General features: G+C 55.2%; 21 protein-coding genes and 1 pseudogene. 11 read left to right on the forward strand and 11 right to left on the reverse strand.

Annotated elements, in window-relative coordinates; genetic code table 11:
- The first annotated feature begins 2 nt into the window (after positions 1-2).
- From HYPGJ_RS03740 to HYPGJ_RS03755, 5 genes are read left to right on the forward strand one after another with little or no spacing between them, the layout of a single operon-like run.
- A complete protein-coding gene (locus HYPGJ_RS03740; protein WP_046845964.1) occupies positions 3-1,418 on the forward strand; it encodes a cbb3-type cytochrome c oxidase subunit I in 1,416 nt (471 codons plus the stop codon).
- The gene (locus HYPGJ_RS03745) at positions 1,415-2,395 is read left to right on the forward strand and encodes a cbb3-type cytochrome c oxidase subunit II (protein ID WP_046845965.1); all 981 of its coding nucleotides are present in this window, start codon (positions 1,415-1,417) and stop codon (positions 2,393-2,395) included. The genes HYPGJ_RS03740 and HYPGJ_RS03745 overlap by 4 nt, the downstream gene beginning before the upstream one ends.
- A 12-nt stretch (positions 2,396-2,407) precedes the next feature.
- The gene (locus HYPGJ_RS19170) at positions 2,408-2,578 is read left to right on the forward strand and encodes a hypothetical protein (protein WP_159108280.1); all 171 of its coding nucleotides are present in this window, start codon (positions 2,408-2,410) and stop codon (positions 2,576-2,578) included.
- A gap of 9 nt (positions 2,579-2,587) precedes the next feature.
- Positions 2,588-3,043: a hypothetical protein gene (locus HYPGJ_RS03750; RefSeq protein ID WP_046845966.1), complete on the forward strand. Its 456-nt coding sequence runs from the start codon at positions 2,588-2,590 to the stop codon at positions 3,041-3,043.
- 39 nt (positions 3,044-3,082) lie between these two features.
- Positions 3,083-3,658: a DUF488 domain-containing protein gene (locus HYPGJ_RS03755; protein ID WP_348270891.1), complete on the forward strand. Its 576-nt coding sequence runs from the start codon at positions 3,083-3,085 to the stop codon at positions 3,656-3,658.
- A 198-nt stretch (positions 3,659-3,856) separates the two neighbouring features.
- Here HYPGJ_RS03755 and HYPGJ_RS19175 read toward each other — a convergent pair whose 3' ends face one another.
- The 3 genes from HYPGJ_RS19175 to HYPGJ_RS19045 form a co-directional block, all read right to left on the reverse strand.
- Complete coding sequence (locus HYPGJ_RS19175; protein ID WP_159108281.1) at positions 3,857-4,021, reverse strand: hypothetical protein; 165 nt, start codon at positions 4,019-4,021, stop codon at positions 3,857-3,859.
- 81 nt (positions 4,022-4,102) lie between these two features.
- Complete coding sequence (locus HYPGJ_RS03760; RefSeq protein ID WP_046845968.1) at positions 4,103-4,681, reverse strand: site-specific integrase; 579 nt, start codon at positions 4,679-4,681, stop codon at positions 4,103-4,105.
- 903 nt (positions 4,682-5,584) lie between these two features.
- Complete coding sequence (locus HYPGJ_RS19045; RefSeq protein WP_143440487.1) at positions 5,585-5,821, reverse strand: hypothetical protein; 237 nt, start codon at positions 5,819-5,821, stop codon at positions 5,585-5,587.
- Between the two features lie 609 nt (positions 5,822-6,430).
- Here HYPGJ_RS19045 and HYPGJ_RS03765 point away from each other — a divergent pair.
- The 3 genes from HYPGJ_RS03765 to HYPGJ_RS03775 all read left to right on the forward strand — a co-directional run bounded on the left by HYPGJ_RS03765 (position 6,431) and on the right by HYPGJ_RS03775 (position 8,366).
- Positions 6,431-6,976, forward strand: coding sequence for a sigma-70 family RNA polymerase sigma factor (locus tag HYPGJ_RS03765; protein WP_046845969.1), 546 nt, complete (start codon positions 6,431-6,433; stop codon positions 6,974-6,976).
- Entirely contained in the window at positions 6,973-7,683 is a 711-nt protein-coding gene (locus HYPGJ_RS03770; protein WP_046845970.1) for an anti-sigma factor, read from the forward strand. The genes HYPGJ_RS03765 and HYPGJ_RS03770 overlap by 4 nt, the downstream gene beginning before the upstream one ends.
- 170 nt (positions 7,684-7,853) lie before the next feature.
- Positions 7,854-8,366, forward strand: coding sequence for a fasciclin domain-containing protein (locus tag HYPGJ_RS03775; protein ID WP_046846684.1), 513 nt, complete (start codon positions 7,854-7,856; stop codon positions 8,364-8,366).
- A 1,300-nt stretch (positions 8,367-9,666) separates the two neighbouring features.
- On the opposite strand, the pseudogene HYPGJ_RS03785 reads toward HYPGJ_RS03775, so the two are convergent.
- The 7 genes and pseudogenes from HYPGJ_RS03785 to HYPGJ_RS03815 all read right to left on the reverse strand — a co-directional run.
- Positions 9,667-10,773 (reverse strand): annotated as a pseudogene (locus HYPGJ_RS03785) (DUF1254 domain-containing protein); the annotation flags it as partial.
- A gap of 997 nt (positions 10,774-11,770) precedes the next feature.
- Positions 11,771-12,253 (reverse strand): DUF411 domain-containing protein, encoded by a 483-nt coding sequence (locus HYPGJ_RS18690; RefSeq protein ID WP_083984022.1) that lies wholly within the window; start codon positions 12,251-12,253, stop codon positions 11,771-11,773.
- Between the two features lie 522 nt (positions 12,254-12,775).
- Complete coding sequence (locus HYPGJ_RS03795) at positions 12,776-13,075, reverse strand: copper-binding protein (RefSeq protein ID WP_348270892.1); 300 nt, start codon at positions 13,073-13,075, stop codon at positions 12,776-12,778.
- A 41-nt stretch (positions 13,076-13,116) separates the two neighbouring features.
- Positions 13,117-13,599, reverse strand: a complete 483-nt coding sequence (locus HYPGJ_RS03800; RefSeq protein ID WP_052750790.1) for a cupredoxin family protein — start codon at positions 13,597-13,599, stop codon at positions 13,117-13,119.
- A gap of 33 nt (positions 13,600-13,632) precedes the next feature.
- Complete coding sequence (locus tag HYPGJ_RS03805) at positions 13,633-15,018, reverse strand: copper oxidase (RefSeq protein WP_046845975.1); 1,386 nt, start codon at positions 15,016-15,018, stop codon at positions 13,633-13,635.
- A gap of 17 nt (positions 15,019-15,035) precedes the next feature.
- Positions 15,036-16,484, reverse strand: coding sequence for a TolC family protein (locus HYPGJ_RS03810; RefSeq protein WP_046845976.1), 1,449 nt, complete (start codon positions 16,482-16,484; stop codon positions 15,036-15,038).
- A 98-nt stretch (positions 16,485-16,582) separates the two neighbouring features.
- Positions 16,583-16,849: a hypothetical protein gene (locus HYPGJ_RS03815; protein WP_046845977.1), complete on the reverse strand. Its 267-nt coding sequence runs from the start codon at positions 16,847-16,849 to the stop codon at positions 16,583-16,585.
- Positions 16,850-17,641: 792 nt separating this feature from the next.
- Here HYPGJ_RS03815 and copC point away from each other — a divergent pair.
- The 3 genes from copC to HYPGJ_RS03830 all read left to right on the forward strand — a co-directional run bounded on the left by copC (position 17,642) and on the right by HYPGJ_RS03830 (position 19,370).
- A complete protein-coding gene (gene copC / locus HYPGJ_RS03820) occupies positions 17,642-18,079 on the forward strand; it encodes a copper homeostasis periplasmic binding protein CopC (RefSeq protein ID WP_083984023.1) in 438 nt (145 codons plus the stop codon).
- Positions 18,076-18,975: a copper homeostasis membrane protein CopD gene (gene copD, locus HYPGJ_RS03825; protein ID WP_244466004.1), complete on the forward strand. Its 900-nt coding sequence runs from the start codon at positions 18,076-18,078 to the stop codon at positions 18,973-18,975. The genes copC and copD overlap by 4 nt, the downstream gene beginning before the upstream one ends.
- Positions 18,976-19,118: 143 nt before the next feature.
- Positions 19,119-19,370, forward strand: coding sequence for a hypothetical protein (locus tag HYPGJ_RS03830; RefSeq protein ID WP_046845978.1), 252 nt, complete (start codon positions 19,119-19,121; stop codon positions 19,368-19,370).
- Positions 19,371-19,453: 83 nt separating this feature from the next.
- Here HYPGJ_RS03830 and HYPGJ_RS03835 read toward each other — a convergent pair whose 3' ends face one another.
- The gene (locus HYPGJ_RS03835; protein WP_046845979.1) at positions 19,454-20,701 is read right to left on the reverse strand and encodes a hypothetical protein; all 1,248 of its coding nucleotides are present in this window, start codon (positions 20,699-20,701) and stop codon (positions 19,454-19,456) included.
- Positions 20,702-20,950 lie beyond the last annotated feature (249 nt).

Here is a 20,950-nt window from a genome sequence, read left to right on the forward strand (position 1 = left end):
TCATGTCGCAAATGACGACGGAGCGATTAGCCAGCACTGTGAAACAAGGCAATGAAAGCCTGCGCCGGATCTTCGCCGCCTACACGATATCCGCGACGGCATGGCTTCTTTTTGCGACGTTCATCGGGATTGTGCTTGCCTACAAGTTCGGAGATCCGGAGTTCGGCCCCGGAGAATGGCTGACGTTTGGCCGTCTGCGTCCAATCCACACGAATGGCACCTTTTACGGCTGGGCAAGCATCGCACTTGTCGGCCTTGCTTATTACGTCGCCGTTCGCAGCAGTCGCACCTCACTGTACAGCCCGCGCTTAGCGTGGCTCGGATTATGGTTGTTCAACATCGCGGCGTTTGTCGGAACCATTGCGCTTTTCCTCGGCTACAACGATGGAAATCTTGAATACCGCGAGTGGCCGTGGCCCGTACGGGTGATCTTTCTCGCAGCTCTGTTGGTCACAGCCTGGAATTTACTTGCCACGGTGGCGCAACGAAGTACGGACGATATCTATCTTTCCAACTGGTACACGATGGGTGGCGTCCTCTGGACGTGCATCATCGCGGTGGTGGCGATTCTTCCGTGGTACCAATACGGACTCGGACAGGTTGCCGTATCCGGCTTCTACATGCATAACGCGGTCGGCATGTGGTTCACGCCACTCGCGCTTGGCACCTTCTACTATGCGCTGCCCAAGCTGCTCAGTCGGCCGATCTATTCCTATGCGCTCGGCATCTTCGCGTTCTGGACCAACCTCGTATTTTACCCGATCATCGGCGCGCATCATTTCTTGTTCAGCCCGCTTCCTTGGTGGTTGCAAACGACGGCCATCGTATTCAGCGTCGCCATGCTCGTTCCGGTGCTGGGGGGCAGTGCCAATTTCCTGCTGACCATGCGCGGATCGTACGGCGAGTTGCGCCACTCCTATCCGCTGATGTTCATATTCGTGGGCGTGCTCGGTTATCTGCTCGGTTCGACGCAAGGAACGTTCGAGGCGTTCCGCTCATTGCAAGCGGTTTGGCATTTGACAAACTACACCGTCGGTCATTCGCACCTCACCATGTATGGCTTCGTCAATTTTGCCATTTGGGGCGGCATCTACGCCTTGCTCCCCGCGGCGACCGGCAGGCATTCGAGCCAACTCGGCCAAGCTTTGCATTTCTGGATGGCGCTGGTCGGGGTCATCATCTACGTCCTTTCATTGTCCATCGGCGGCACCATCCAGGGATTGGACTGGGAAAACAAGTTGCCGTTTATTCAATCGGTCATCGACATGCAGCCGTTTTATGTCTGGCGCGGCGTTGGCGGCGTGCTCATGTTCCTGAGCCATTTGGTGTTCGCCTGGAACGTTTGGTGCATGACCCTCGGCTCCAGCGCACGATCGACGCCACGGGTTTCGGCTTCAGCCCATGAGCGGGCCGCATGAACAAGCTCGTTTTGATCGCAGGTGGTTCGACGCTGGTCTACGCAGGCCTCGCATTGATGATGGGTGTGTTGCCGGGAATGTTCCTATCGCGCACACCGCCTGGTCCCGGCGTGAAGCCCCTCACCGCCATCGAGGATGAAGGCCGCGCCATGTATGTTTCCAACGGCTGCAGCTACTGCCACACTCAGCAGGTGCGCCCGTTGACCCAGGATAAGGTCTTTGGGCGACCATCCGCACCCGGCGACTTTGCCTATCAGACGCCGGAGCTTCTGGGTTCGGAACGGACCGGCCCGGACCTCACCAATATCGGGGCCCGACAGCCGAACGCGGTCTGGCAGTACATCCACCTCTATAATCCCCGAGCGGTAGTGCCGCAGTCGATCATGCCGTCGTTTTCCTGGCTGTTCGAGATCGTAGACAAAGCGCCATCGGGCGTCACTCCAATCCCTGTGCCCAAAGCGTATGCTCCAGCCCATGGCGTGGTCATTCCCAGCCATCAGGCGCAAGCTCTGCTGGCGTACTTGATGTCGCTCAAGCAGACGCCATGGCCTGAAAATTCAGAGGCTGCAAACAGTCATGCCGCAGTCTCACCGGCGCCGGCGAGGGCTCCAACCTCCGCCGCTATGCCGACGGGCAGCGGATATGATTCCAAGAAGGCGCAGCAGTTGTTCAGCGCCAATTGCGCAGTCTGCCATCAGGAGACGGGCGAAGGTTTGCCCGGCGCATTTCCAGCTCTCAAAGGAAATGCGGTCGTCAATGATGCGGATCCGGCAATGCATATCCATACCGTCTTGTTCGGCCTCAAGGGCGCAACGGTCGATGGCGTCAAGTACGATAGCGAGATGCCCGATTTCGGCGGCACACTCAACGACGCCGATATCGCGAACATCATCAATTATGAGCGCAGCTCGTGGGGTAATCACGGCAAGCAAATTACCGACAAGGAAGTGGCAACGATACGCGCCAAAGGGAAGTGAGCGGAGAGCATCATGGAACACCATATGGCAGGGTCGCTGCTCGGCAATCTCATGATCATCGCGGTATCCGGTGTCATTACGATCGGATGTTTCGTCGCCATGTTCAAAATGTTATTGTGGCCAGGAGAAACCAACCGCCGACACCCGAAATATAATATCCTGCGCGACGACAATCGGGATTGAGGTGTGGTCATGGAAAAGCCGCGCGTGCGCGTTTATCTCGATGGCGGTGCGCAACCGATTGTCGATCAAGAGCTACCGACAGATGTGGCTTTGGACACGACCGATCTTGCCGACGGGCCGCATCTGCTAACGATCCTGGCGCGCGGCGAAAGCGGGGGTGAGGGCGTCAAGGAAATCCCGTTCATGGTTCACAATGGACCGGGGATCATCGTCTCGGGTTTGCGCCCGCATTCAACACGCCGCGGCAATATCAGTTTCAGGGTCGATGCTTTCAGTGCGGACGATCCGTTCGATCCACGTCGCGCTGAAGCGCGCTCATCGATCCCTGTCTGGGTCTGGGTGCTGTCGCTTTTCGTGGTTGCTTGGTCGGTATGGTATGCGGCACGCATGCTGGATGTGCCGGCAGAGTTCGCCAATACGCCAACCTATGGTGTTCAAAATGTCCATCCCGGGAACCCCGGATAGACCGCTCTGCTCGTTGTCTGAGTGTCGCGCATCTGAAAAATGACGCTGGTTGTTAAGCCGTGCTCCGAAACCAGATCGGCAAATCAGGCAGTGGCGAATGGAAAAGAAAGTGTTCTCGACACATTTCAGGAAAGAATATCGAAGGTGACGTGCATAGCCTTCTCGTATGAGCGTCGCGCTACCTCACATCATATGACCAGCGCAGGTTCTTTAAAGAAGGAGGCGCGTATGCCGCGGAAATCCGTTCCTGTTTCGCATCTGCGTTTGAAGCGTGCCTATGAGCCCGCGGCACCAGAGGATGGCATGCGCATCCTTGTCGACCGGCTCTGGCCTCGCGGCATCAGTAAGAAGAAGGCTTCTCTGGACGAGTGGGAGAAAGAAATCGCGCCGAGCACTGAGCTGAGGCAATGGTTCGACCACGATCCGGAGCGCTGGACAGAATTTCAGCGCCGCTACCGCTCTGAGCTTCAAGACCATGTCGACATCCTCGACCACATCCGCGCGTTGGCCAGAAAGCAAACAGTCACGCTCGTCTACAGCGCGCATGACGAGAAGCACAACGATGCTGTGGTCTTAAAGGACGTTCTCATGGAAGAGAACAAGTCGAGTCGCTAAGGCTTGCAAGTCGTCATGTTCATCGCGTGTGCCATTTCGAAATATCATCGTGTCACCTTGTTTAACGTGTCACGACATTAGCATGCCGAAACGGGCGACTGTCAGCATTGCATCTTCCACCGCGCTGGACGGTGATGAAACGCTCGATGCCCTGGTGAGCGCGATCCGTGCCTGCCGCGTCTGCCACGAGCGACCCCATCATGGGAAGCCGATGGCCCATGTGCCGAGGCCAGTCTTGCCGGTGTCGGTGTGAACCGGCATTGTTCGCACATGACGATCGGCGTCGAAAACTGACCCCGCCTCCAATCTCTCCGCTGCTTCGCTACGCTCCGCAGCTCCGAGCTTGGAGGCGAAGAAGCTCATGCTGCATCGGGGTCAACATTGCACGCCGATGAGGGGTCAAACTTGGGTGCCGATTGACAGTCCGATGTCTTCATCTGACGCTCAAACGAGATCAACAACGCGCTTCTGAGCAGCGGCATCGGCTTCAATATAGCGCTGTGTAGTGCTGAGCGCCTTATGGCCGGCAAGAGCCTGAACGTCTCTGAGCGAGCCACCAACCGTGGAGATCTTACGGGCCGCGTTCGTGATGAAGGTCCGCCTTCCAGAATGGCTGGAACAGCCTTGCAGTCCTATTCTGCGGAACCATGCTGCAAACAGATTGACGATGGCGGCAGAAGAGAATTGCTCTGAACGTTCGGTGACGATGACGTAAGAAGAAGATCCTGCCTGCCTCTGCAACTCTTGCAAGGCCGCTTTCAGTTCTTTGTTGAGAGGAATGACCCGTCCAGATTTACCCTTGCTGGCTGCGTTCCGGAGATGAATAGCTTCGCTCAATTGACCTTGAGCATCCGTGACCATTGCCCATGTGAGGTTTGCAATTTCTTTAGCCCTCAGACCGGCTTTGATAGAGAGCAAGGCGATCACCTTGTTGCGCAGCGGATAGCGCGTGCCTTTCAGCATCATGAAGAGAAGAGCGACTTGGCTCTTGCAAAGTGTCTTTGCTTGTTTCGTTAGACCCATGTTCAACTCATTATGTTTTCAGCTTCAAACCAACTGAAATAATGAGTCTGGATGAGTCCTGGAGCAAGCGACGCAGAAAGTGACTCGATTTCAATCAGTTGGTGGGACTCATTGTAAAATATAGATTTCACAACGAGTTTATGGCCAGGATCAGAACATGGGATTTTTTTTGGTCTTTTGAACTTTAATTCTTGCGCTACAGTGGATTCATCAGCTCGTAGATATTCATTCAAGCACCAACGGCCAGTTGCTGATCTTGTGATACTATGATTTCAGATTGAGATTATTGATCAACTCGCAATAATTCATTGGACCTTAAGAGCAGCTCATAAGGATTAAGCAGTACCAGTAGCAATTGATGATCTCAGGTTCCTACTGGCAATTTGTATTCTTATAATTGCTCGTTTCTCTAATTTCTAATTTTTAGCTCTAGGTCCGAGCGAAGCTCGTTGAACTCGTGAAGCGAGTTCAACAAGTACTCTTAATGATACCTCTCATCCACGGTGAAAGGCACACTTTGCCCTTCGATGGCGAAGCGTTCCTTCCTGAATCCTTCATTCACGGAGCCAAGACACATTTGATTAGAGCAACTCGCCAAAAGGCGAGGAGGGGCGGTTGGGCGATCTCCCTTTATACTCTGCTTTATCCAACGCAGATGCTGGTCGCCATCAAACGACATTCCAGCAAGCTTCCAGGTTGTGGGTTGTCACAGATCCTGGTCGTGTCGAACCTCAAGGTTCGACTTTTTTGTAGCAACGATCGCGGGACTGCGATCTTGCTGCGTGCCTCGCTCCCGTCCGAGGGCGCTTCTTCTTCGCATTTTCACGTGCGGTATAGGGCTATTACGTGCCGCCCTTGGAAGCTAGCTTTTCGAGAGTACCTCAGTTTTTCTGGATCCCGTAGCTATTTAGTATTCACCAGCGATCGATTTGGTCTAGCGACGACGATAATGCAAAATATTTTGCGATTTATTCCGTTTTTTTTGCCAACATGCGAGGCCATCGCAAAAGTTCCAAATGGAACTACTGCGCGACGACGTGGCGTCATCACTCCCATTGCAATCTCACGCACATAGCGACTGATTAGATTCCCATATGGTAATGATTCCTGGCGCGTTTCGGAGATGCCCATGAGAATCATTTCGGCAATTCCAAGCGGTTATTCCAGAGTGAACTTTGCTCGGCAAAGCTATTGTCGCCCTTGTCATCCTCATCGGATGTCGCAGGAATTCGACGAGACGTTACAGCATGCCTCAGGTCGAAAGGGTACGAAGCGCACAGGGACGAAGGGCAGATGATCGGATCTGGACTCCTAAGCCTGGCATTGACCGTATGCATCGTCCCACTTCTTTATAACGCGTGGCAAGGGCGCAAGCCAAAATCCTTGCCTATTGAGATGCCGAGCGAAGCGTTCGATCTGATTGACGCTGGTGCCGGCATTCTTGGCGAGCGTGAAGATGTTCACTCTGCCTTGCGAGAGTATCCTTTCCTTGCTCGAGATACCCGTGGTTAGACAGGTACGAGCGAGCAACAGCGCGGTTTCAAATAATTTTTGCGTTGGGCCGATACAATCAACCAACACTTGCAACAAGGAACTGTTGCGAATAATCGAATTTAATTGCAAAGACCTGTGCAATAATGATCGCCGCATTGATCACGAAACTGGGTATTGCTCAGCTTATTTGGTTCTGGCAGTAGAGGTCGCTGTCTTTGTCATGATCCTCTCTGTCAATTCGAAGATCGGGTTCCCGTGGTGACTGCCGACGAGTTAGGCCAATTGCTGCAACGCGTCGGTCGGCACGATCGACAAGCGTTTGCCGAGGTCTATCAAGCCACAAGCGCGAAACTTTATGGAATCGTGCTTCGTATCTTGTCCCGCCGTGATATCGCTGAGGAGGTATTGCAAGAGGTCTTTGTGAAAATTTGGGAGCGCGCGGCGGATTACGATAGCTCTAAGGCTTCGCCAATCTCTTGGATGGCTGCAATCGCCCGCAATCGCGCACTCGACGAAGTAAGGCGTAAGCTACCGGTGGCGATCGAAGATTATCCCGAGATACAGGACTATGCTTCTGAAGACGAAACAGCGTTAGCAGCAACGATGAGAAACGAAGATGGGCGCCGCCTCGCCGAATGCCTACAACACCTCGATCCGGAACGACGGCAAATGGTGCTTCTTGCTTACTGCGACGGTTTTAGCCGCGATGAATTGGCCACAAGATTCGCTCAGCCCGTGAACACGATCAAAACGTGGCTTCGCCGGTCGCTTGCCCAGTTGAAAGGCTGTCTCGGGTCATGACTGGTGACGAAGATCTTGATGGTCTCGCGGGTGAATACGTGCTGGGCACGCTCGATGCCGATGAGCGAGCGGCCGTGGCTGCGCGTCGCTTGCGCGAACCTGCGCTTGATATGGCAATTAGGGGCTGGGAAATACGACTGGCGCCGTTGTTTGAATCTGTTCCGGAGGTAATGCCTTCGGCAGCTCTATTTCCTCGAATTGAAAGCCGCATCGAAAATAATCTTGTGGAGCCTCGGTCGGCGATCATCATCGATCTGCGTCGGCGGGTTAATTTCTGGCGAGGCGCAGCAATCGCTGCAGGCTCGATTGCCGCGGCTTTTGCCATCGCGATCGGTGCACAGCAATTTCCGCCCAAGGAAAAGACGCCGAACCTTGTCGCGGTTTTGCAGAAAGATGCAGCATCACCAGCCTTCCTTGTGACGGTCAATGTCGAAAATAGGACAATGACGGTACGTCCAGTCGCGGCAAAGAACGAGTCTGGCAGGAGCTACGAACTTTGGTTGGTGCAGGAAAGTCTCGGCACGCCAAGATCACTTGGGATTATCGATGAGGAAGGCGCAATCTCGCATCCCACTCTTGCGGCTTTTAAACCCGAAGTGATCAAAAGCGCGACCTTTGCGGTAAGCCTTGAGCCGGAAGGCGGCTCTCCTACCGGGCAGCCCACGGGACCAGTGCTATTTGCAGGTAAACTCATCCCCGCAACCTGACCGGCTCTCTATGTTGGCCGAATATCTGAAACCATTTTCTTAGTGACCCGTATCTCCGGACGGCTCCCCAAGAAGCCATTCCACGTAAATCGGAGAAACATCTCATGACGATATCCAATCGCGCTGTCATTGTTGGCACAGTCATTTTTGCGGCATCGCTGTCATCCGGCATGATTGCCAATTCATTCGCTAGGGAAAAGACCGTCGAAGTCGGAGGAGCAGCGATGTTTCCTTCGAAAAACATCATACAAAATGCGGTAAACTCTAAAGATCACACGACGCTGGTGGCGGCCGTGAAAGCGGCGGGCCTCGTTAAGACGCTTGAAGGTCGCGGACCATTCACGGTCTTCGCTCCAACCAATGAAGCCTTTAAAAAATTGCCGAATGGAACGGTCCCAAACCTGCTTAAGCCTGAGAACAAGACGCAACTGAAAAACGTACTGACATACCATGTTGTCCCCGGTGACTACTCAGCTGCAAAAATTGCCAGCGAAGCAAAGGCCGATGGCGGCAAGCTGGACCTCAAAACGGTAGAGGGCGAGCACATCACGCTAATCGGAGACAACGCGGGCGGCTGGTGGGTCGTCGATGGCAAGGGCGACAAGGCCAAAATCACGATCGCCGATGTCAGGCAATCGAATGGCGTCATCCATGTCATCGACGGCGTCCTCCTTCCAAACTAGGATATTTAGAGGCCTTTGATGACGGGGCCTTCACGCCCTGCAGGCTCCTCGGTCCGACAGATCGGCGCTCGATCGGTCGGACCTATTCGTTGAAATCAAGCGTAAGCAAGAAAAGACCCGGCCCGAATGGGGCCGGGCAAGGAATGTCCCGGCACTGCCTGCAAGCATGTCAGTGTCGATTGCCAAAGCTACGGTCGCCGTTTGGCAGAGTTTCAAAGTAGCGGGACGATCTGCCCGGCAGAGTGGTTCAGGCGGATTGTGACAACCTGCCGGACGCGCGTCCCGCCCCCTTGCGGCCTCCGTTTCGAGCGCTTGATTGGATCGTGAGATGCGCGAAGTCGCACAGTATTGAAACGTTTCGCATCCTTGCTCCGTAGCTACCAAAGCCATAAGACCAACGTGGCCTTGCGACGCCTGGTTGCTTGGAAAATGTCGGTTCAATAGATTTTTTGGAACATCCTTCGGCGCATGTACTTCTGAGTTTACATACGAGGAACTCGCAGGAATGCTAGCAATCATTCTTTCGGCATGTTTGGCGAATGATCCTCATATTTGCCGGAATTACAGGATCGCGCTAGATTCAAATATAGATAACACGGCAAGTTGCACCATGAATGCGCCACCGCATTTCGCAAAGTGGGCCGAGGAGCATCCCGGTTGGAAAATCAAGCGCTGGCGCTGCACCGATTCAAGCGAGAACGACATCTAACGTGACGTGAGTGGACGGGCACGTAGCTTACAGCCCGCTAATAACGGTCACGCGTTTTTTTTGGAAAGGTCGCTTCACTTTGTTCGCGGATAGAACCTACCGGACAGAATTAGCTTACTGGGCGCCTCATATAATAATTCACGCGCATGCAAATATTGTTTTAAACCGATAGCTATGGGGCGACTAAGCTGGTCAGGGTTTTTAGTCCCCAAACCCCTGCAAGTTGATCACGAGCTCTTTTGAAATCGGCAGCCAAGCATCAATCAGGCGAACATCAAACACGGGGTGCAATTGATGGTTCCCAAACAAAGCCTTCAATTTTTGAGTTTGACTTAATTTATGTAAGCGACGCGAACGACGTATGATCATCCTCTCCTGGCAGATGCGGCGGTTTCGAAGCCTTATAATACGCCCGAGCGTTCGGCGTCAGGGGAATGCGAGCAGACTGGAATTCCAGGCAGGCTGACCTGTCCACGGCGCGACGCCTTTTAGATTGAGCGATGCGAATGATGATAAGCTCTATGACCTATCCAAAAATGGCGGCCATCAGTTTGTTGGACTGCCGAGCGAAGAGCGCGAGCAGCCGTGGCCCTAAACTTTCTCGATCTTCGGCGGCTGCCAAGAACTGTCGAGGATAGGCTCTTTGCCCCAATATGCGCGGATGTAGAGGGAGAATTTGCCATCGGGCGCCGGAAGCCAATTCACCTCTTTCTCGCCGCCTGGCGATTTAGCTCCGATATAGAGCGTCAACGAGCCATCCGAGTTTCGTTTGAGATTTTTGTTCTTAGTGCCTAGCGAATAGCGTTTGAGGTCGTTCGGATGAAAAAGGTGCTTGTCGTTGTACAAGGTGAGTGACCAGAAGCCGTTGACTGGCGGCTCCTGGCCAGGCGTGAACGTGACCTCATAGCTGCCGCTGCCGTTCAGCTCCCCGTTCGCGCCATCGTAGTCGGTATAGAAATACTGCGTTTCATTGGGGCGGTTATCGAACATGTTCGATTTTGCCGTCCCGGTTCTGTTGAAGTAATCAATCCCCCACTGCGCATTGTTGGTGGAGCGGTTCCAGCCATTGCCGGCGGGCCGACCATTATGCCTCCATTCGAAGAACGGCTTGATGACGGCGTGGTCGGTCTCGACGGCGGTGTCGACGAGCAGCTTCTTAAGATCGGCATCTTTTGCTGCCGTATCGAACAGCAGCCGAAATTGGGCGTAAAGGGCTTCTTCGCCGGGCAAGGGGTCGACGATGTCGAGTACTTCGCCGAATTCGTCGGAGAACTTTTCCGGGACCACCCATTTTGTTTCTTCGCCCGAGGATTTGGGCCCGAGGATGTCGGGCACCTTGCTCCATTCGATCGTCTTCATCTGCCCTGTGAAGTCTTTCAGCGGATAGACGACGACCTGATTGATGACTGATTGGATTGCCTTCTTGTCCTCGGGCGTGTCGTCTTGGAATACACGGGGTATAGCGTTGGCAAGTGCAGTCGAACAGCGCAAGACGTCGGTGATGCCGTCCGGCTTGAGGCCCCGCCACCTCGGACCTGCGAGGAGGTAAAATCCGGGCTTTGAGCCATAGGGCTTGCCGAGATGACCGAATTGATCGGTGCGTGCGTCGTAGAGCGCATAGACCCAGAAGCGGTCGCCAAAATCCGGAACCTGGATTACGACAGGTTCGTCGTCGAGCGAAAAGAATCCGAGGCCGTAGGACTTGAGGCTGACCGATGGTCTGATCGCCTTAGGAGCCGCTTCAAGCAAACATCGGAGCGCATGGATCGCGCTGGGTGGTTGCGCTACGTGCGGTCACGGACGGTCTGGATAGAGGTCGTTCTGGGAATCGTAGGGGGCAGCTATCTGGCGGTTGCTACCGCATCTCCTTCGCCCATGGGAGTGACCGTCCGTCATTTGTTAGCGGCCCGTAACTGCGACATGGCAAGAACAGTAAATTTGGCGCCTGCCACAATCGGAAGTCCAGGTTATTGGGCGCGCAACGATGCCGATGACGACGGAGTCGCGTGCGAACCCTGGCCACGATGAGAACGCCTATGCCAGCAGAGTCGCTACTCAATAGGCGCGCTTCTGTTCAGTTGCGATAGTGGTTTCCGCCATTGCCGCCGGGTCGCTTCTTGGCGTGGTCATCGCCATTGTTGGTGGCCGTCGTTTCTGTCACTGGTGATCGAAGCATTAGACCAAGGTTCGCCGGGGGAGGTTCTCCCAGCGTTTTTTTGTATGCTGGTTCTTCTGCTACGGGAAGTACGTTCGAATAACCCAGAGCTTATTTGAATGGCGGTATTGGTCGCGGATGGCTTCGGATATGGCAGACGAACAGAAAGTGCCCGGACGAAAAGAACGACGCGCGATCGTAAAGGCGGTCATCGACGAATTAGATGCATGCAAGCGACGCCGCCTCGTTACTTCGAAGCGGCCAAGACATGCTGTAATATACACCTCAGAACCTTTCTCTTCGCGCCGCTTTTCAAGGCAAAGCTTGGCTGGCCTAAGAGCCGATTGAGCAAACTTACGAGGATCAGCACAAATCGCGCGCTGCAAGGCGCGCGCGAAAGTAGAGCACGTGTTCCGAGGTCTTGAAGTGCCAGTCCGGACACCGCAAGGTTCGCTATCGAGGCCCACAGGTGTTCTCGCTCTCGCGCCCGACTTGCAAGAGAGTCATGTCATATGAGACGTACCGTTGTTCAGAGGTTCCCTATATGGGTCGATCAGCTTTATAGCGACCAAAAACCTCTTGGCGATTACGTGCGAAAAGAACGACGTCATATACGACCGGCGCACCGCCTTCCATGCCGGGCGAACCTATAGGCATGCCTGGAACGGCAAGACCGATTGCAACAGGCCTCTCAGCGAGCAAGCGCCGGATGGCGTGAGCGGGCACATGGCCTTCAATGACATAGCCTGATATCTCGCCGGTATGGCACGAGGAAAGCGCTTTGGAAACGCCGACCCGCGCTTTCACTTCTCGTATGTTAGAGGCTTCGGCTACGGTCACCGTGAACCCATTGGCCTGCAGATGCTCGACCCATGCACCGCAACACGTGCAGTTAGGATCCTTGAAAACCTTCATAACTGGCGTTGGCTCAGCGTGAACGCCTGTCGCGAGAGTGACCACTGCTGCTGAGGTTAGCAATCGCAGTATGGTGCGCCGTTCAAAGTGGTAATCATTCGGCTCCATCGTCTTCTCCGACTCTGCCTCTCTAGGATATCATGAGCCGCAAACTCACTCTTGTGCCATCAGCTCATTTTGTTTTCATGTTTCTGAGGGCCAACCAATATTAACACGGATGTTGCAGCTCTTTGTAAGACTGCTTGCCCATAGGATCCTCGGGTCCGCCTTCGTGGTGTAAGCGGCCTTGTAGTCGATCGAGCTTCATATGTTCAGGGGACCAAGGATCAGCCGTGTAGCATCGGACAAACCTCCCGACATTATGGCAATGCCGATCTAGGCGGTCGTCGATGGGGACTGCGTTGTGCGCTGATCGGTTGGAGAACGTCGCGGACACGCCGACGGGGACCGCGACCGCAGGGGAAATTCTAGTCATCATGGAGATGATTGCAGAAGCACTCACGACCAATAGCTCTTTCTGTGTCATTGCCTACTCCTTGCTGGTCGCCGCTTGAAAATCGCATTGAAATTTCGGCAACGGCCAAAATTGACTCCCATATTGTGCAATGGCTGGTCTTTCCGTTTTGTTTTCTATTTTTTCTCTTCGATTTTCATGACCGTGAGCTGTCCGTTGACCTTGTCGACACTGAACTTGATCTTGTCGCCGGGCTTGACGTCCTTGAGCATGGCGGGATCGTTGGCTTTAAACACCATCGTCATGGCGCTCATATCGAGATTGGTGATGGCGTTATGCTTGATGGTGATCTTGCCCGCAGATTCGTCGACCTTCTTCACCTTGCCATTGATCATCGGCAGATCTCCAGCCCATGCGGCGACCGAAGTGAAAATGGCCACCATGGCAATGAGTAGGGAACTTTTTGTATGCATCATCGGGTACTCCTTTGCTTTCTGAAAAGGCGAGTGGCCGCTAGTTATTTGACGGCGGCCTTGCCGTGCATGCCGGCCTGGTAGTGACCTGGAATCAAACAGGCAAACTCGAACACGCCGGGTTTTGAGAATTTCCAGAGGATCTCCGTCTCTTTGCCCGGCTCGACCGTCTGGGCGTTCGGATCGTCGTGGACCATCTCAGGATTTTTCTCCATCTCGCGCCGATGGCTTGTGTTGTCCGCGACGGTATCGAGATGGAATTCGTGTTTGAGGGTGCCATTATTTTTGATAACGAACTTGATCTGTTCATCTTTCTTCACGTCGACTTCCGTCGGCGTGTAGGACATGGCTCCATCGCTTTCGTTCATCGTGACTTCAACCGTGCGAGACGGCTTCGATGCGTCGCCAGGTTCGCCTGCGGCGTAGTCATCATCGTCTTGGCCCTCATGCGCCAGCAGCGGAGAACCACCGAGTGCCATCAGCGTCATCGTGGAAGCGGCGAAGAAAACTCGAAAAATGCGCAGCATGTGGACTCTCTTCCCCTGTTGCTTTTGATGCGGTCAGTGTTTCATCGGACCGGTCGGCTTAACCACGTGCATTTCGACATCGGACGCATTGTGCGCAGGCGATGCAGCCTTTGCGGAATCACCGACATCGCCGGTCCATTCGTGTGCCACTGACCCTGCGGGGTGTTTGAACCAACCCGGGTCCTTGTAATCGTTGCGGTCGAGCCCCTCCCGGATCTTCATGACCGTGAACATCCCACCCATTTCAATAGGGCCGTATTGGCCGAAGCCGGTCATCATCGGCAGCGTGTTGTCGGGAAGGGGCATCTCCATTTCGGCCATGCCGGCGCCGCCAGCTTCGCCCATGGGCATGTAGCCACCGGGCACGACCTTCGAGATCTTCTGCTTCATGCTCTTGAGATCGACGCCGATATAGGTGTTCACGTCGTGACCCATGGCGTTCATTGCGTGATGTGTTTTGTGGCAGTGAAAGGCCCAATCTCCGGGGTTGTTCGCCAGAACGTCGAAGGCACGGACGGCGCCCACGGGAACATCGATGGTGGTCTCGGGCCATTGCGCGCTTTCGGGCACCCAGCCACCATCCGTGCAACTCACTGAGAAATGATGTCCGTGCAGGTGGATCGGATGGTTGGTCATGGTGAGATTGCCCATCCGCACGCGCACGCGATCGCCGAGGCGCACCGGAAGCGTGTCGATGCCGGGAAAGACACGGCTGTTCCAAGTCCACATGTTAAAATCAAGCATTTCGTTGACCTTCGGCAGGTAAGAGCCAGCGTCGATGCGGTAAGCGCTCATGATGAAAACGAAGTCGCGATCAACCGGCCGGAACGACCGGTCGCGCGGATGCACGACAAACATGCCCATCGCCCCCATCGCCATCTGCACCATCTCATCGGAGTGCGGGTGGTACATGAACGTTCCGCTCTCCCTCAGCTCGAATTCGTAGACGAAGGTCTTGCCCGGAGGGATATGCGGCTGCGTCAACCCGCCGACGCCGTCCATGCCGTTCGGAATGAGCATGCCATGCCAATGCACGGTGGTGTGCTCTGGAAATTTGTTGGTGACGAAGATACGAACCTTGTCGCCCTCAACGGCTTCGATGGTCGGGCCGGGAGCCTGACCGTTGTAGCCCCATAGGTGCACCTTCATGCCCGGTGCGAATTCGCGAACGACCGGCTCGGCAACAAGATGGAATTCTTTCCAATCGCCGTTCTGCCGCCACGGCAACGTCCAGCCGTTGAGTGTCACCACCGGCTGATAGTCCGGTCCGCTTGACGGAAAGAGCGGCGGTTGCATTGCGGGCGAGTTCTGTATCACGGCTTCGGGAATGGCAGCGGCTGCCGCGCGACCCACAACTTGCGAGACACCCGCAAGCGCTAAGCCTGAGGTGGCGAGAAAGCGACGGCGTGAGAAAGTCATCGTGAACGTCCTTGTTTCTAATTGCTTGGCGCCTGCGCAGCCTGAGGCGATGGCGTGAGCGTGCCCGCCCCACCTCCGGTCATTGCCGCGTGCAGGTCGACGTCAGCGAGCCAAAAATCCCGCTTTGCGTCGATGGCCTGCATGTTGGCGGAGATGCGGTCACGCGCGTCTGCGAGGAGCGCGAAGAGATCTGAAAGCATGCCGTTGTAGTTGAGAAGGGTTTGCTCCGAGATCGTCTCGCGCAGCGGAATGATTTCCTTGTCGTAATAGCGCGCGATATCGTAGGCGCCTCGGTAGGATTGATAGGCGTCGCGCGCATCGGCGCGGACATTCACAGCCTTGTCGATGAGAAGATTAACAGCGCGCAGATAGCTCTGTTCGGCAAGCCGCGTTTTGGCCTCGCCAAAATCGTAAATTGGGATTTGGAAGCTGATTTCGTAGCCGTTGCGCGGCGTCTTCTCGATCTCGGGCGTTTCACTTTTCACGAGCGTCGGACCCGGTGCGAGCGTGTAATCCGTGTTGGTCACTCGACTGTGCGTGTCACGACTGAGCGCGCTAACCTCAAGCATGTCGATGTAGCGGGTGGCACGGGTGAGGCCATATTCCTTCGCCAGAACCATGAGATCCATGCGTGCAATTTGAAGATCGACGCGGCGCGAGACGGCCTCGGTTTCGATCGTATCGGAGGCGCGCGGCTTGGACGGCAATTTGGGAAGCCAGTTGGGAAGCCGGTATTTCAACTCGCTGCCCCACAGGCCCAATACGCGATTGAGCTTTTCCCGCTCGCTACGCTCCCGCAATCGCGCCGCGGCCAGTTGACCGCTTATCTCGGCGTAGAAGGCGTGCTCACGAGCTTGGTCGAGCTTCGGCATGGCACCGGTCTCGCCCAACTTCTTCGCAAGTTCTGAGGCCGCATCAGCAGAGGTTCGAGACTGCTCTAGGAATGTCACCGTCTCTTTGGCGGCAACCGCGCGATAAAAAGCGCGGCGCGCCTCCGTGGCAATGCTCAAAGTTGCCTCCACCGCACGGGCTTGCGCGGTGCGGAACCTGTCTTCTGCGATTTCGCGACGCCGAGGAAGTGAGAGTAGCGCCAACAGATTTTGTGCGAGCTGTCGTTCGATCTCGAGTTCGGCGCCGGTGAGATGCGCCAAGGAAAGCGTCGGCGCGGGCGGCAAGCTGGCTTGAACCATTTCGGCTTCCGAGACGCCGAGATCATTGTAAGCGGCCTGAAGCGTGCGGTTGTTGAGCAGCGCGATTTGCACGGCCGCGTTCGCCGTAAGCGTCGACGACAGCAGCGTTCGCACGCGCGCCTTCGCCGCTGCTGCGTCGGCCTCGTTTTCTATCTTCTGGGCCGGGGTGCCGAGCACACTTCCGGTTTGATCCGCGACGAGTGTCATCCCGCCATCCTTCGAAAAGCTCGCGCATCCGGCGAGGGTGAAGCTCGCCGCCGCAACCGCAACCGACATGGCGCCCCCGCGCCTGGCGATCGACAAAACATTCCCCCTAGTCATCGGTCTCCCCGCTTCAATTCAGTTCCAGCCGATCCCCTCAGCGAACGAAAACATCAGTGCCCCTCGTGCTTCTCAGGCATATCCATGCCAGAAGGCGATTTGCCCTCGTGCGGCATCACGCGTTGATTGACATCGCCCCACGGCATCGGCTCGACTGGCCGATAGCTTTTGGTGCCGACCCCGAGCGGCACGTAGCGCGCCGGTGGTACGGCGATGGCCTCGTCCGGCAACGGACCGGAGTAGGGCCAGCCAGGTTCACGGTCTCCCCAGCCGCTCAGGAAAGGAAGAATTGCAAGTAGGAAAAGCAGACGCACTCGCATGGAATGCCTCTTTTATCTCTGGAAATGCTGTTCGTGATCCGCGCTACCGAACGGCGATGGCGTAAGCTCGCCTATCAGCGGGCTCTTGCAATCGACGCATCGCGGAGATCAAACGCATAGGAATGCGTAATGCACAAAATCCTACGCAGGACCGATAACGGTCCGCGCCGTGAGCGGCGGAATTAGACCTTTGGTGGCCGGTCGAGACCTGATGAGCAATGCAGGCGAGGGGGCAATTGATTTTCGGAAAACGCTAAGCGCGTTGCTCCTGGATCTAAGTTCAGCTCAGCATTCTGTCCGTCAAGAGCGGAGGCCGAGCAGCCCGACGGACCACAATGCACCATCCCCTGACAGCAACAGCAAGAGCCACTACACGATCCATTGTCAGGAACGCGGCGGGAAGCCTCAAAAAAGTGAGCTTGCTTGGAAGAGTCTGCTGTCACGCTCCGGTCTACGGTCGGATTGTCCGCCACATATTCGGAAGTAGCGGCCGACCTACCTTCGTGACCTGCGTGCGCGCTGGCAATCGTGGGCGAGCCCACGAGCACGAGGGTCAACAACGACAGCAACTTAAGCCAGCTAGGCAAACGCAGTGATTCCTTTGTTGCTCGATAGCAAGTAAGCCGAAGTGATTTCGTTGACAAGGCATGTTGAGCCGGAAGAACTCAATCGAGACGCGCTAAAGGCGCGCTTGTTGCCTTGAGACCACGGAAGTCTAGCGGTTACCCTTTCCTAGTGAACACCTGCCAGAACAACACGGTAAGGAGCGGACTTGCCCGCTCGGAAGTTCTGATGAGGCGCGTCGGCGCTACCAATAACCGCGATCGCATGCATGAAAAAAAGAACCGGGAGAAAATCATGTCGAAGATAAGGACTCTCATGTTTCTCGGCGCCGTAAACCTTGCTGGACTATCGTCCGCAGCTGTCGCTCATCCCAAGCTGATCGGCACGATGCCGGAGGCCAATGCCGTCGTCACGACTGGTCCGAGCGAGATCCGGCTGATTTTTAGTGAGAGGTTGGAGCCAAGCTTTTCCGGCGCAGAGTTAAAAACCCAGGCTGGGCAGAAGGTGGACGCTGGTAAGGCCGCCTCCGATGCCAAGGACACGAAGCAGTTGGTAATTCCGCTTCCATCCCCATTGCCAGCTGGCACCTATAATGTGGACTGGCATGCCGTTGCCGCCGATAGCCATCCCGTCAAAGGCAGCTTCTCCTTTACGGTAAAGCCATGATGCTGGAAGCGGGGCTTATTCTTTCTCGCTTCGTGCACTACGTCGCGGTTAGCGCCCTTTTTGGAATCGCCCTCTTTCCGCTCTATAGTTCTCCCGTTGAACTATCTGGCCGGCTGACGAGCTGGCGTGGCCGAGTCCTTCTCACGGTCGCGATAGTATGTCTCCTAACGGGTATTTTGTGGCTCGCCTTTACGACCGCCAACATGAGTGGTGACCTTCGTGCGGCGATTGACACAACGACGCTGCTCACGGTCATGCAGGCCACTGGCTTCGGGCATCTTTGGATTCTTCGACTCGTACTGGCGGCGGTCGCGGTAGCTGTTGCCGCCGCTAGCCTCGGCTCCGAAATTTATCGCAACGACATCGTTCTACTTTTGGTAGCCGGGGCGTTGTTGGCCACACTGGCAGGCACGGGACATACGCAAAGTGAGGAAGGTGTTCGCGCCCTCATCCATGCTGTCGCCGATGCTTCTCATTTGCTCGCAGCAGGAGCATGGCTGGGCGGACTTATCATGCTCGGCTTTGTGCTCAACACTTCGTTGCCGCGGATCGATGTCATCCTGCGACGGTTTTCCAGCATGGGTTATGTAGCCGTTGCCGCTTTGCTAGCCACTGGATTGGTGAACACTTGGTTTTTGGTGGGCTCCGTGTCCCGCCTGACCACAACGGCATACGGCCAGTTGCTCATACTGAAGCTCTGCTTGTTTATTGCTATGTTGATACTGGCGGCGGCCAATCGTTTTTGGCTGGTACCGATTTTGATCAATCACGACCGCGATTCCTCGCTGTCAATCATGCGGTTGCGTCGCAATGTGCTCGGTGAGCAGGTTCTCGGTGCTCTGGTCCTTTTAATCGTAAGCATACTGGGAACGATTGAGCCGGCGATCAGCCAGTGACGCTGCCGCAGTGAAAACCTCAATTTGCATAAGCGCTAAGCCGGCTGATGCAAAAAAATCCGGCTCTTGCCGTAACCAACACGATGCCCGACGCGTTGAAGGCCCAGGCCGAATTTATCGACCGAACATGAAGGAGGATTGCCATGCGAATCCTGTTCGCAGCAGTTTTTGTAGCCCTGATGGCGCTCGTGCCTGCCTACGCTCAGGATAAAGAGGCGTGGTGCACCGATGCCCACATGAAGCAAATGGACGCCCAGGTCGCCAAAATGACCAACGCGAAGATGCAGAAGTCAGTGAAGATGCATCTAAGCGAGTCAAAGGCTGCCATGAAGAAGAAAGATACGGCTGGGTGCATCGAACATATGGAAGCGGCCCATAAAGCCATGGGCATGTGAGTGCCTGCGGTGGGCGCTCTTCACCAATGGGAGCGCCCATCACTGTTGGTTGGCCAAAAAATTTCATCGGTGAAACCCTTGTCCTACCCCTCCCCAAAGCTCTGCAAGTTTATGACGAGTTCTTTTGAGATTGGCAGGTTGCGGGCATAGAATCGTTCAATCTGATTGACGCTGGTGCCGGCGTTCTTGGCGAGCGTGTAGATATTCACTCTGCCTTCGGATAAAACCAGCCTCATGCAAATTGCTGTGTGACGTAGACTGTAAATTGTTCTGTCCGTTTGTAGGACCGTATCCTTCTTCAGTCCGGTCTCTTCCATCAGCTTGTTGAACTGCCGGGCGAAGACACGGGCAGCCGTGGCCCGATTTTCATAGTGCGGCAGAAACAGGTAGTCTTCGCCAGCTGCATCCGGATAGCGTTCGCAAAGCCGCTTGTAAGGAGCGAGCGCACCTTCCAAGGTATGGGCCATGCGCATTCCAGTTTTTCCGTTTCGCACTGTGAGCAGGAGCCACTTTCTAATCCTGCCGTCTTTCTCCGTGCGTTGCTGAATGTTCACGTCGCTGTGTTTGAGGGCATAGAGTTCGGTTGTCATTGGACGTACGAACGAATGCACTGTGAAGAGAATAAGGTCATACAACTCTTCCGTCACCGCTACGCCACGCACGACGACACCGTCGTCGGCAAGCTTCTTGGCGCCTGCCAGCAGTTTCTTGTATTCGTCGGCATCCGGATGAACTAGCGGATGAAAACGGAAAAAAGGCCTGGGATTATCCCTGACGGTGACGCGTGGCGTGTTGGGTACAACGTCAATCAATCCGTCGTCGCGAGCCACCTTCATGACGTTGCGAAATGCCGCCATCAACGTGTTGCGGGTAGAGGCGGAGAGGTCCGGTCGTCTGGCAGCAATCTTCTCTATGAAAAGTTGCCAGTCCCGCGTCTTTAACTCACGAACATCACGCCTGGCAAAATGACGGACCAAACCCCAATCGTCGTTGTTTAAGGCGACGGTAGCCGTCCGAACGTAGTTGGCATTCCGCTCACCGCGCTGAGCTTGACCTCTGGCTTTTTCAATGTAGCGCCCGGCGTAGTATTTGAAGCTGTATTCTGGCTCCGCGACCCTCTCGTTCTTGCGCATGTCAGCGGCCAGCTCTTCCGCCACCTTTCGCGCTTCAAGGCGGCTGGTCTCCTTCGTGGACCTAACAACGTACTTACCTGTTTTGGGGTGCAGGATGCGGGCGTAGTAGTAAGGTCCAGCGTGCGTCTGGTAGATGGCGACGCCGCGCCGGATCTTGACGATCGGACCCTTTAGTCTATGTTTGGACGCCTTCGCCACGTCATTGATTCCAAAACGAAAAACAAAAGAAATCTATAAACCTAAACTATAAACTAGCTCATAATACGTTGATTTACAACACGAACAAAATAACTCTTAATCAGCGGGTCCACGGTTCGAGTCCGTGATCACCCACCATTGAATTACTAGGGTTTTCCGCTCTTTTTGCCATTTCGCGAGTTGTCGGTTGGCACTCGTTTGGCAGACTCACGTTTTATTTCTGTTCCTCATCCTGATAATTGCCGTCTT

The sequence above is a fragment of the Hyphomicrobium sp. GJ21 genome, assembly GCF_001006785.1.
Lineage (GTDB): Bacteria > Pseudomonadota > Alphaproteobacteria > Rhizobiales > Hyphomicrobiaceae > Hyphomicrobium_B.

What these genes read in the sequence shown, in the direction of transcription:
- HYPGJ_RS03740 (WP_046845964.1), top strand. Translation starts at nt 3, where the DNA reads ATGTCGCAAATGACGACGGAGCGATTAGCCAGCACTGTGAAACAAGGC.
- HYPGJ_RS03745 (WP_046845965.1), top strand. Translation starts at nt 1,415, where the DNA reads ATGAACAAGCTCGTTTTGATCGCAGGTGGTTCGACGCTGGTCTACGCA.
- HYPGJ_RS19170 (WP_159108280.1), top strand. Translation starts at nt 2,408, where the DNA reads ATGGAACACCATATGGCAGGGTCGCTGCTCGGCAATCTCATGATCATC.
- HYPGJ_RS03750 (WP_046845966.1), top strand. Translation starts at nt 2,588, where the DNA reads ATGGAAAAGCCGCGCGTGCGCGTTTATCTCGATGGCGGTGCGCAACCG.
- HYPGJ_RS03755 (WP_348270891.1), top strand. Translation starts at nt 3,083, where the DNA reads ATGACGCTGGTTGTTAAGCCGTGCTCCGAAACCAGATCGGCAAATCAG.
- HYPGJ_RS19175 (WP_159108281.1), bottom strand. Translation starts at nt 4,021, where the DNA reads ATGAGCTTCTTCGCCTCCAAGCTCGGAGCTGCGGAGCGTAGCGAAGCA.
- HYPGJ_RS03760 (WP_046845968.1), bottom strand. Translation starts at nt 4,681, where the DNA reads ATGGGTCTAACGAAACAAGCAAAGACACTTTGCAAGAGCCAAGTCGCT.
- HYPGJ_RS19045 (WP_143440487.1), bottom strand. Translation starts at nt 5,821, where the DNA reads ATGATTCTCATGGGCATCTCCGAAACGCGCCAGGAATCATTACCATAT.
- HYPGJ_RS03770 (WP_046845970.1), top strand. Translation starts at nt 6,973, where the DNA reads ATGACTGGTGACGAAGATCTTGATGGTCTCGCGGGTGAATACGTGCTG.
- HYPGJ_RS03775 (WP_046846684.1), top strand. Translation starts at nt 7,854, where the DNA reads ATGATTGCCAATTCATTCGCTAGGGAAAAGACCGTCGAAGTCGGAGGA.
- HYPGJ_RS18690 (WP_083984022.1), bottom strand. Translation starts at nt 12,253, where the DNA reads ATGGAGCCGAATGATTACCACTTTGAACGGCGCACCATACTGCGATTG.
- HYPGJ_RS03795 (WP_348270892.1), bottom strand. Translation starts at nt 13,075, where the DNA reads ATGATGCATACAAAAAGTTCCCTACTCATTGCCATGGTGGCCATTTTC.
- HYPGJ_RS03800 (WP_052750790.1), bottom strand. Translation starts at nt 13,599, where the DNA reads ATGCTGCGCATTTTTCGAGTTTTCTTCGCCGCTTCCACGATGACGCTG.
- HYPGJ_RS03805 (WP_046845975.1), bottom strand. Translation starts at nt 15,018, where the DNA reads ATGACTTTCTCACGCCGTCGCTTTCTCGCCACCTCAGGCTTAGCGCTT.
- HYPGJ_RS03810 (WP_046845976.1), bottom strand. Translation starts at nt 16,484, where the DNA reads ATGTCGGTTGCGGTTGCGGCGGCGAGCTTCACCCTCGCCGGATGCGCG.
- HYPGJ_RS03815 (WP_046845977.1), bottom strand. Translation starts at nt 16,849, where the DNA reads ATGCGAGTGCGTCTGCTTTTCCTACTTGCAATTCTTCCTTTCCTGAGC.
- copC (WP_083984023.1), top strand. Translation starts at nt 17,642, where the DNA reads ATGAGGCGCGTCGGCGCTACCAATAACCGCGATCGCATGCATGAAAAA.
- copD (WP_244466004.1), top strand. Translation starts at nt 18,076, where the DNA reads ATGATGCTGGAAGCGGGGCTTATTCTTTCTCGCTTCGTGCACTACGTC.
- HYPGJ_RS03830 (WP_046845978.1), top strand. Translation starts at nt 19,119, where the DNA reads ATGCGAATCCTGTTCGCAGCAGTTTTTGTAGCCCTGATGGCGCTCGTG.